The sequence below is a fragment of the Kitasatospora sp. NPDC059673 genome (assembly GCF_042734215.1).
In the GTDB taxonomy this organism is placed as follows: Bacteria; Actinomycetota; Actinomycetes; order Streptomycetales; family Streptomycetaceae; genus Kitasatospora.
The window spans coordinates 281,492-291,829 of sequence record NZ_JBHWEN010000006.1 but is presented as its reverse complement, the minus strand read 5'-3'; the positions used below and the strand labels follow the sequence as shown (position 1 = coordinate 291,829).

7 protein-coding genes and 1 pseudogene are annotated in these 10,338 nt (G+C 72.5%); 6 read left to right on the top strand and 2 right to left on the bottom strand.

The features are described from left to right. Window positions 1–111 precede the first annotated feature (111 nt). The 3 genes from ACFV18_RS10665 to ACFV18_RS10655 all read left to right on the top strand — a co-directional run bounded on the left by ACFV18_RS10665 (window position 112) and on the right by ACFV18_RS10655 (window position 2,855). The gene (locus tag ACFV18_RS10665; protein WP_380481552.1) at window positions 112–687 is read left to right on the top strand and encodes a TerD family protein; all 576 of its coding nucleotides are present in this window, start codon (window positions 112–114) and stop codon (window positions 685–687) included. Window positions 688–1,142: 455 nt separating this feature from the next. Further along, entirely contained in the window at window positions 1,143–1,718 is a 576-nt protein-coding gene (locus ACFV18_RS10660; RefSeq protein ID WP_380481528.1) for a TerD family protein, read from the top strand. A 48-nt stretch (window positions 1,719–1,766) separates the two neighbouring features. Further along, window positions 1,767–2,855 (top strand): DUF475 domain-containing protein, encoded by a 1,089-nt coding sequence (locus ACFV18_RS10655; RefSeq protein ID WP_380481526.1) that lies wholly within the window; start codon window positions 1,767–1,769, stop codon window positions 2,853–2,855. Between the two features lie 90 nt (window positions 2,856–2,945). Here the strand turns inward: ACFV18_RS10655 and ACFV18_RS10650 are convergent, their stop codons facing one another. Continuing rightward, window positions 2,946–4,052 carry a DUF2637 domain-containing protein gene (locus ACFV18_RS10650; protein ID WP_380481524.1) on the bottom strand — a complete coding sequence of 369 codons (1,107 nt, stop codon included), beginning with the start codon at window positions 4,050–4,052 and terminating at the stop codon, window positions 2,946–2,948. Between the two features lie 233 nt (window positions 4,053–4,285). Between ACFV18_RS10650 and ACFV18_RS10645 the strand changes: the two genes are divergently transcribed. Beyond that, complete coding sequence (locus ACFV18_RS10645; RefSeq protein ID WP_380481522.1) at window positions 4,286–5,026, top strand: Tellurium resistance; 741 nt, start codon at window positions 4,286–4,288, stop codon at window positions 5,024–5,026. A gap of 13 nt (window positions 5,027–5,039) precedes the next feature. Here the strand turns inward: ACFV18_RS10645 and ACFV18_RS10640 are convergent, their stop codons facing one another. Further along, window positions 5,040–6,131 (bottom strand): TerD family protein, encoded by a 1,092-nt coding sequence (locus ACFV18_RS10640; RefSeq protein ID WP_380481520.1) that lies wholly within the window; start codon window positions 6,129–6,131, stop codon window positions 5,040–5,042. A gap of 278 nt (window positions 6,132–6,409) precedes the next feature. On the opposite strand from ACFV18_RS10640, the gene ACFV18_RS10635 reads away from it, so the two are divergent. Both ACFV18_RS10635 and ACFV18_RS10630 read left to right on the top strand, forming a co-directional pair. Continuing rightward, window positions 6,410–7,582, top strand: coding sequence for an HpcH/HpaI aldolase/citrate lyase family protein (locus tag ACFV18_RS10635; RefSeq protein ID WP_380481518.1), 1,173 nt, complete (start codon window positions 6,410–6,412; stop codon window positions 7,580–7,582). Window positions 7,583–7,793: 211 nt separating this feature from the next. Continuing rightward, window positions 7,794–10,334 (top strand): annotated as a pseudogene (locus tag ACFV18_RS10630) (phosphoribosyltransferase). Window positions 10,335–10,338 lie beyond the last annotated feature (4 nt).

The following is a 10,338-nucleotide window of genomic DNA, read 5'->3' as shown; positions in this document are numbered from 1 at the left end:
GCGCCGCACCTTTCCGGCGCGGCGCCGGGCCGAGTCGCCATCCCCGGCCGGGAACCCCGCACTACGATCGGGCCGTTGACGGATCGGGAACCCGACTTCTTGGAGGACCACGTGGGTGTCAGCCTGAGCAAGGGCGGCAATGTCTCGCTCACCAAGGAGGCGCCCGGCCTGACCGCCGTGGTCGTCGGCCTCGGGTGGGACGTACGCACCACCACCGGCACGGACTTCGACCTGGACGCCAGCGCGCTGCTCTGCACCGAGCAGGGCCGGGTCCGCTCCGACGCCGACTTCATCTTCTTCAACAACCTGAAGAGCGCCGACGGCTCGGTCGAGCACACCGGCGACAACCTCACCGGCGAGGGCGAGGGCGACGACGAGCAGATCAAGGTCGATCTGGCCGGCGTCCCGGCCGACGTGGCCAAGATCGTCTTCCCGGTGTCGATCTACGACGCGGAGAACCGGCAGCAGAGCTTCGGCCAGGTCCGCAACGCCTTCATCCGGGTGATCAACCAGGCCGGCGGCGCCGAGATCGCCCGCTACGACCTGTCGGAGGACGCCTCGACCGAGACCGCGATGGTCTTCGGCGAGCTGTACCGCAACGGCGCCGAGTGGAAGTTCCGCGCCATCGGCCAGGGCTACGCCTCCGGCCTGCGCGGCATCGCGCAGGACTTCGGCGTCAACGTCTGAGGTTCCGAGGTTTCGGCAGGCATGGTGCTGCGGGCCGGGTCCGTTCCTACGGGCCCGGCCCGTCGCCGTTCCTGCCCCGGCTCCTGGTGTGTCCGTGCCCGCGCGATGCTTCGTCCGGCGGTCCCGGCCGCGTACCGGGGCGGAAAGCCGGCGGGTCCCGGTCGGAGCGGAACCGGGTGGGGGGCTTGATAGATTCGGCCGCGATCCGCCCCCGGCCGGGGAGCGTGCGCGGGCGATGGGGGCCCGCAGGGCGCGGCGGCCGGGCCGGGCGGAGAGCGGAGTTCAGGAAGTTCAGTCGGGTGTGCAGCACTGTACGGCCGTCGAGGGGCGTAGATCTCTTGGAGTGCGTCCTTCGGACGTGCCCCGTCGGACCGGCCCTCCCGGGCGGCTTTCGACGGCAGACCGCCGCTGTACACCCCGGGAGCCCCGGAGACGGGAGCTGGGAGGAAAGTCCGATGACCGTCACCCTTGCCAAGGGCGGAAACGTCTCGCTGACCAAGGCCGCGCCGAACTTGACGCGGGTCCAGATCGGCCTCGGCTGGGACGCCCGGTCCACCACCGGCGCGCCGTTCGACCTGGACGCCAGTGCGCTGCTGTGCGCCGGCGGCCGGGTCCTCGGCGACGAGTACTTCGTCTTCTACAACAACCTGCGCAGCCCCGAGGGCTCGGTCGAGCACCAGGGCGACAACCTCACCGGCGACGGTGACGGCGACGACGAGGTGGTCGAGGTCCACCTCGACCTGGTGCCGGTGCAGATCGACAAGGTCGTCTTCGCGGTGTCCATCTACGACGCCGACGCCCGGCTGCAGAGCTTCGGGCAGGTCTCCAACGCCTACATCCGCGTGATCAACGTGGGCGACGGCAGCGAGATCGCCCGCTACGACCTCTCCGAGGACGCGTCCGGCGAGACCGCGATGATCTTCGGCGAGCTGTACCGCTACCAGGGCGAGTGGAAGTTCCGTGCCGTCGGCCAGGGCTACGCGTCCGGCCTGCGCGGCATCGCGCTCGACTTTGGCGTCAACGTTCAGTAAGCAGCCCGGAATCGGTCAATTCCGGTAGCCAGAAAGGTAACTGACCCCGTGTTCCTCCGTACGTTCGGATGGTCCTTCGCCATCACGATCGCCGGCCTGATTGCCGCCGGCCTGATCTGGGGGGCCGAAGGATTCGGCGTCGTCCTGATCCTCTCGATCCTTGAGATCTCCCTGTCCTTCGACAACGCCGTCGTCAACGCCACCGTTCTCAAGCGGATGAACGCCTTCTGGCAGAAGATCTTCCTGACGGTCGGTGTGCTGATCGCGGTCTTCGGCATGCGGCTGGTCTTCCCGCTGCTGGTGGTGGCCCTGACCGCGCACCTCAACCCGGCGACCGTGGTGCAGCTGGCGCTCGACTCCAGCAAGACCCACGACGGGCACACCTACGCGCAGTACCTGGAGATGGCCAACCCGGCGATCGCCGCGTTCGGTGGCATCTTCCTGCTGATGATCTTCCTCGACTTCATCCTGGAGGAGAAGGAGTTCAACTGGCTGCGCTGGATCGAGAAGCCGCTGGAGAAGATCGGCAAGCTGGAGGCCCTCTCCTCGGTCATCGCGCTGGTGCTGCTCGCCGTGTCGGCCCGGCTGTTCGCCGGTGACCGCGCCGAAACGGTCCTGCTGGCCGGTGTCTGCGGTCTGGCCACCTACCTCGCCGTCAACGGCCTCTCCGGGGTCTTCGAGGCCGGCCTGGAGGAGCAGGAGGAGGCCGAGCACGAGGCCGAGCGCAAGGGCAAGTCGATCGTCCAGGTCGGCGGCAAGGCCGCGTTCTTCCTCTTCCTCTACCTGGAGGTGCTGGACGCGTCCTTCTCGTTCGACGGCGTGGTCGGCGCGTTCGCCATCTCGCAGGACATCTTCCAGATCACCCTGGGCCTGGGCATCGGCGCGATGTACATCCGTTCGCTGACCGTCTTCCTGGTCCGCAAGGGCACCCTGGACGACTACGTGTACCTGGAGCACGGCGCGCACTACGCGATCGGCGCGCTGGCGCTGATCCTGCTCGCCTCGATCAAGTACCACATCCCGGAGCTCGTCACCGGCCTGGTCGGCGTCGCCTTCATCGGCGCGGCACTGGCCAGTTCGATGGTCCGCAACAAGCGGGAACAGGCGCTGGAGGGCGCCGCGTCGGCCGAGAGCTGACCGGCGCACCGTACGCAGAGAGCCGCCCACCGGGGAACTCCCCGGTGGGCGGCTCTCGTTCGTGGCGGGTGCCGGCCGAGCTGCTGGGTCTCAGCCGAGCTGCTGCTCGATCGCCCGGAGCTTGCGCTCCAGCGAGTCCAGCTTCGGCATCGACAGGGTGTCCTCGTCCATCGTCAGGTCGATGCTGGACGAGTACGAGCTGCTGGTGCTGGTGCTGGTGCTGCCGGTGAGGGGCGATTCGACGGCGGCGCGGGGGCGGCGGCCGGCGTTCAGGGCGGCGGGCTCCAGGGCGGAGGGGCCGACCCGGTCGAGAGAGGATTCCTCGGCGGCTAGGGCAGGCTCCGTAGCGGACGACGGGGTGTCGCCCGCGGCGGCCAGGGCAGGCACCTGCCGACCGTGCCGGGCCCGGCCCAGCATCCCGTTCTGCCGGGAGATCGCCTTCAGCTCGGCCCGCTCGCGGCGGTCGGCGCTGCGGGCGCGGATCTTGGCGTCCAGCTTGGCCTGGCGCTCCTCGCGCACCTCCTCGACGGCCTCGTCCAGGCTGCGGACGTTCTCCAGCAGCATCAGCGACCAGGCGGCGTAGGTCTCGCGCGGGGCGCGCAGCCAGCGGACCACGCGGATCTGCGGCAGCGGGCGGGGGACCAGGCCCTGCTCGCGCAGCGCGGCGCGGCGGGTCTGCTTCAGCGCGCGGTCGAACAGCACGGCCGCCGAGATCGACATGCCGGCGAAGAACTGCGGCGCGCCGTCGTGCGAGCCGCCGCGCGGGGCGTGCACCCAGTTGAACCAGGCCGAGGCGATCGCGAACAGCCACACCAGCATGCGGGAGCCGAGCGCCGCGTCACCGTGGCTGGCCTCGCGCACCGCGAGCACCGAACAGAACATCGCCGCGCCGTCCAGGCCGAACGGGACCAGGTACTCCCAGCCGCCGGACAGGTTCAGGTTCTGCTGGCCGAAACCGACCAGGCCGTGGAAGGACAGCGCGGCCGCGACACCGGCACAGCAGAACAGCAGGACGTACGAGGCACCGCCGTAGATGGCCTCCTTGCGGCGGCGGCGCTCCTCGCTGCGCTCCCAGGAGTCCTCGGACCCCTCGGTCTTGTTGTTCTTGAAGCGCAGGAAGGCCACCAGGATGGCGGTGAACAGCAGGGCTGCACCGCCGACCACGGCCCAGACCAGCTGTATGGAGGAGAGGTTCATCGCGGGGAGGGCCTCGGCTTTCCGCAGGGCAGGGGAAGTTGGAGGTGACGTGGCGCACGGGACAACGCACGGGACACCTGTGCGGAGAGACGATATCGCGTCCGAGGGGCAGGCATCGTACGGGAGTGACGAACCCTCTGCCAGCGGTCCGTACCAGCGGGTTGACGTTGACTCAGGGCCCTGCGGGTGGGTATTGGAGAGCTAGGACGAAACCGGCGCTGGGGGAGGACACGATGGTCTCGGTGTGGGAGTTCCTGAAAGGGGACCGCAACAGCTTCGACACCGGAGGGCAGTTCAAGGTCACACTGACCAAGTCCCAGCCGCAGCACGCCATCACGGGCTCGGCGGCCACCACCGGTTACCTGTACATCAACCTGCACTGGTCGACCCGCAGCGCCGAGCGGCCCACCGCGGGCAGCTCGCTGCGCCGGTTCTTCGACCCGCGGATCCTGCGCCCGCTGGCACCCACCGCCGGCGGTTCCGCCCCGCTGAACGTGGACCTCGACCTGGCCTGCCTGTACGAACTCGCCGACGGCACCCGGGGCGTGGTGCAGCCGCTCGGCCGGCTGTTCGGCGACCTGAACAAGCCGCCGTACATCAAGCTCTCCGGTGACGACGTGTCAGGCGCCTCGTCCGGCGAGACCATGCACATCAACCTGGAGAAGAAGGACCAGTTCAAGCGGCTGCTGGTGTTCGTCTACATCTACGACGACACCCCGGCGTTCGACCGCACCCAGGCGGTGGTCACCATCGTTCCGCAGAGCGGGCCGCGGATCGAGATCAAGCTGGACGAGCGGGCCGCGGCGGCCCGCTCGTGCGCGGTGGTGCTGATCGAGAACAACGGCGAGGGCAAGCTGACGATCCGTCGCGAGGTGAAGTACGTGCACGGGTTCCAGTCGGACCTGGACCGGCTGTACGGGTTCGGTATGCAGTGGGAGCGCGGGTACAAGACCGCGGACCGGCCCGGGAGTTGATGCGGCAGCGCGGTCAGCGTGGCTGGAACTGCGGGCCCTGCGGCGGCAGCGCGAACGGCGTGCCCGGCTGGGCGGGCGCCGGGGGCTGCTGTGCGGGCTGCGGCGGCGCGGGCGCGGGCTGTTGCCGCACCGGCTGCTGAGGGGCGGGCGGCGCCGGCGGCTGCTGCGGGTAGCCGTAACCGGCGGCCTGCGGCTGTGGGTGGCCGTAGCCGGGGGCGGCCGGGTGGGGGTAGCCGTAGCCGCCCGCCTGCGGCTGGGGCTGGGGTTGGGCCGGCGGGTAGCCGTAGCCCTGCTGCTGCGGGTAGCCGTAGCCGGCGGGCTGCGGGGCGGGGGGCTGCGCGGTGTGGTGGACGGTCGGCGGCAGCGCGGGCGGCGGCGGGGCGACGATCGGGGCGGGCTGCGCGGCGACCGGCGCCGGGGCGGGGGCCTGGGTGGGCAGCGCCGGGGCGAGCGTCCAGTCGTCCTCGTCCACCGGGAGCGGCGCGGGCGCGGGCGGTTCGGGCGCGGCGGCCGGGCCGGGCACCCGGGGGTCGGCGGCCAGCGGGGTGCCGCCGTCGCCGGTGGAGTCCTCGACGGTGATGCCGAAGTCGGTGGCCAGCGCGATCAGCCCGTCCACGTACCCCTGGCCGACGGCGCGGAACTTCCAGCTGCCGGAGCGGCGGTAGAGCTCGGCGGCGACCAGGGCCGTCACCTGCTCGGACTCGTCGATGGCGAACTCGGCCAGCGCGGGCGTCCCTTCGGGCGCGCCGGCGTCGAACAGCAGCACCCGCAGGCCCGGTACGGCCGGGAACGCCCCGCCCTCGGCGGAGCCGGCCAGCACCACCCGCTCCACGCCGGCGGGCAGTTTCGCCAGGTCGATCTCCACCGCGTCCCAGACCCAGCCGTCCGCGGCCTGCTTGGGCAGGTGGCGGACCAGGCCCGACGGGTGCCGGGGCTGGTTGTAGAACACGAAGTCCAGGTCGTCGCGGACCTTGCCGTCCTCGGCCAGCAGCAGGGCCGAGGCGTCCACGTCCGGGGTGCCCGGGGCGTCCGTCCAACGCAGGACGGCACGGACGGCGCCGGCCGTCAGCGGGATGTTGGCGCCCTTCGCCATCACATGCGTCATAACGCACCATCCTGCCGCCTGCCAGGGGGCCGGGACAACGCGGGCGCGGCACCGGCGAGCCCGGGCAGTGGCGGCAGGGTGGTGGGAATTCGCGGTTCCGAACTGCTTCCCCGGCGTGGTCCGGCCGTACCATGGGCGGCCGGCGGCCCGGTGCTCCCGATCCCGCCGAGGCGAGCGCGCCCCGGCGAACTATCCGGCCACGCCAACCGTCCAAGTGTCGAGGGGTCGGCCGTCGCCGGCCCCGAGCGGGGCCCCACAGATCAGAGCGGGAGAGCACTTTGCGCCACTTCGGGCATCTCGCGGACGACGTCCGCAGCCGGCTCTTTCACGAGCAGCCCGTTGCCTTCGACCGGGACAGCGGGGCGGATGTCCTGGCCACCGCGCTCGGCGCCACGCTCTACAGCCCCGCCACCCGCCCCGCCCTGGCCCGCGACATCCGCCGACAGGCCGCCCGCGGCGTGGTGTCCATGGTGCTGTGCCTGGAGGACGCGATAGCCGACCACGAGGTGGACGACGCCGAGCGCAACCTGGTCGCCCAACTCACCGCGCTGGCCGCCGAGGGCGCGGAGGCCGAACTGCCACTGCTGTTCGTCCGGGTGCGCGCCCCCGAGCAGATCACCGACCTGGCCCGGCGGCTCGGCCCCGCGCTGCGGCTGCTCAGCGGCTTCGTGGTGCCCAAGTTCACCGAGGACAGCGGGCGGCCGTTCCTGGAGGCGCTGACCTGCGCCGAAGAGACCGGCGGGCGGCGGCTGTTCATCATGCCGGTGCTGGAGTCGCCCGAACTCGCCCACCTGGAGAGCCGCCGCGAGCAGCTGTTCGGCATCGCCCGGCTGCTCGACAAGCACCGCGAGCGGGTCCTCGCGGTGCGGCTCGGCGTCACCGACCTGTGCTCCGCGTACGGGCTGCGCCGCTCGCCCGACCTGACCGCCTACGACGTGGCGCTGGTCGCCCAGGTGATCGGTGACGTGGTCAACGTGCTCGGCCGCGCCGACGGCACCGGGTTCACCGTCACCGGTCCGGTCTGGGAGTACTTCCCGCTCCAGGAACGGATGTTCAAGCCGCAGCTGCGCCGCACCCCGTTCGCCGAGGCCACCCCGCCCGCCGACCAGGTCCGGCAGCGGCTGATCGAGCACGACCTGGACGGGCTGATCCGGGAGATCGAACTCGACCGGGCCAACGGGCTGTTGGGCAAGACCTGCATCCACCCCAGCCACGTCGCCGCCGTGCACGCGCTGTCCGTGGTCACCCACGAGGAGCTGTGCGACGCCACCGACATCCTCCAGCAGCACCGGGGCGGCGGCGGGGTGAGCCGCTCCGCGTACACCAACAAGATGAACGAGGCCAAGCCGCACCGGGCCTGGGCGGAGCGGGTGCTGCTGCGCGCCGAGGTGTTCGGCGTCGCGCGGGCCGAGGTGTCCTTCGCCGAACTGCTCTCGGCCTGCGTCTGCTGAGCCTGCCCTTTTTGACCTGGTGTCAGCCGATCGGAGGATGGCGTCGTCCACCGGACGGCCATCCGATTCGCGCCGATCGGAGCGCGGAGCCGAGCCGGTCGGTCGATCCGCGGGCCGTGGCGCGCCCCGTACGCTCGAACCCGGACGCGCAGCCGTGCGTCCTTCCAGGTAGCACCCGCACCACCCGTTGTCCTGCTGAGAGGAGCCCCCGATGACCGTCGAGACCACCGCCCCCGGGCCGGTCGGGGCCGACCCCTGGACCGGCCAGTGGGTCACCGACCGGTTGGGCCTGCGCCTGACCGGCGGGCCGGAACTCACCGCGCTGATCGGCCTCGCGCTGCGCCGCAACCCCAAGCGCGCCCACCTGCTGGTCTCCCAGGTGCTGGGCAAGCACGTCCCGCAGCGGCCCGAGGTGGTGCACGGCGCCGGGCTCGAACTCGGCCGCCGGGTGGCCGAACTGCTCGGCCCGGCGCAGACCGCGCGCGCCGTGGTGCTCGGCTACGCGGAGACCGCCACCGCCCTCGGCCACAGCGTCGCCGACGGCCTCGACGCGCCCTACCTGCACTCCACCCGCCGCCCCGTGCCCGGCCTCGCCCCGCTCGGCGGCTTCGAGGAGGAGCACTCGCACGCCACCAGCCACCTGCTGCTCCCGGAAGACCCGGAACTGCTCGCCGGGGACGGCCCGCTGGTGCTGGTGGACGACGAGTTCTCCACCGGCACCACGGTGCTCAACACCATCCGCGCCCTGCACGCCGCCCACCCCCGCGAGCGGTACGTGGTGGTCGCCCTGGTCGATCTGCGCACCCCGGCCGACCGAGCCCGGCTGGAGGCCGCCGCCGCCGAACTCGGCGCCCGGCTCGACCTGGTGGCCACCGCCGGCGGCGGCGTCCAGCTGCCCGAGGACGTCCTGGACCGCGCCCGGGCACTCATCGACGCCGCCCCCGCTCCCGAACAGCCACAACCGGCCCCGACGGAAGGCGAGTTGACGCAGCTCCGGCTGCCCTGGCCGGACGGCCTGCCGGACGGCGGCCGGCACGGCTTCACCCCCGCCCACCGCCGCCGCCTGGACGACGCGCTCCCCGCGCTCGGCGCCGCCCTCGCCGCCGCCGTCGGCCCCCGGCCCCGCCGCGTCCTGGTGCTCGGCTGCGAGGAGCTGATGTACGCCCCGCTGCGGCTCGCCGACGCCCTCCAACGCCAACTCCCGGACGCCGAGGTGCGGTTCTCCACCACCACCCGCTCCCCGGTGTTCGCCCACGACCACCCCGGCTACGCGATCCGCACCCGGCTCGCCTTCACCGCCCACGACGACCCGGCCGGCGCCGACGCAACCGAGCGTTATGTCTACAACGTCGCCCCAGGAAGCGACCCGGCCCGCCGCTTCGACACCGTCGTCCTGGTCGTCGACGACCCCGCCGACACCCCCGCCCTGCACCACGGCCCCGACGCCCTTCTGCCCCGCCTGCGCACCGCCACCGACCACGTGGTGCTCGCCGTTCTCCCGTCGTACCGCCCCACGCCACCCGCCTGACGCCCCGCCGACCACCCGCTGCCCGAGCATCACCCCTGCGCACCCCACCGAAGGCCCGGCATGACCGCACACACCGCCCCCTCCCCGCCCGCCGCCCGCCCGCTGCACGGACCGGCCTTCTCCAGCTACCCGGCCGCCGACGTCACCTGGCTGCTCAAGGACCTCTCCGACGTCCAGCTCGAAGCACCCGTCGAGGAACGCGAGGAGGCCGTGCAGTCCGGCGGCGCCCACTACGCCGAGTCGCTGCCGGTCGAGTACCAGCCCAGCCCCGAGTACCAGCAGCTGTTCCACACCGCGCTGGCCGCCTCCGCCGCCCGGCTGGCCACCGCCGTCGGCACCGTCGCCGAAACGCTGCTGCGCGAACGCGGACCGCACCTGGTGCTCGCCTCGCTGGCCCGGGCCGGCACCCCCGTCGGCATCCTGATCCGCCGCTGGCTCGCCCACGCCCACGGCCTCGACGTGCCGCACTACACCGTCTCCATCGTCCGCGGCCGCGGCATCGACCAGGTCGCGCTGCGCCACCTCGCCGCCCACCACCGCGCCGCCGACGTGGTCTTCGTCGACGGCTGGACGGGCAAGGGCGCCATCACCCGCGAGCTCGGCCAGGCCCTGGCCGGCACCGGCTTCGACCCCGGCCTCGCCGTCCTCGCCGACCCCGGTAGCTGCGTGCGCACCTACGGCACCCGCGACGACTTCCTGATCCCCTCCGCCTGCCTCAACTCCACCGTCTCCGGCCTGGTCTCCCGCACCGTGCTGCGCGCCGACCTGACCGGACCGGACGAGTTCCACGGCGCCAAGTACTACCGGCACCTGGCCGAGGCCGACGTGTCCGCCCGGTTCGTCGACACCGTCGCCGCCGCGTTCCCCGCCGTTGCCGACGCCGTCGCCGCCGAGACCGCCCGCCTCGCCCTCGCCGACCGCACCCCCAGCTGGGAGGGCTGGGCCGCCGTCGAGCGAATAAGCACCGAGTACGGCATCGACAACGTCAACCTGGTCAAGCCCGGCGTCGGAGAGACCACCCGGGTGCTGCTGCGCCGCGTCCCCTGGCGGATCCTCGCCCGCCGCGGCGCCGGCGCCGACCTCGACCACGTCCGGCTGCTCGCCGCCCAACGCGGCGTCCCCGTCGAGGAGATCGACCACCTGCCGTACAGCTGCGTCGGCCTCATCCACCCGCGCTACACCCGCGGCGCCACCGGCGCGGACGGCACCGCCGTCCACACCTGACCCT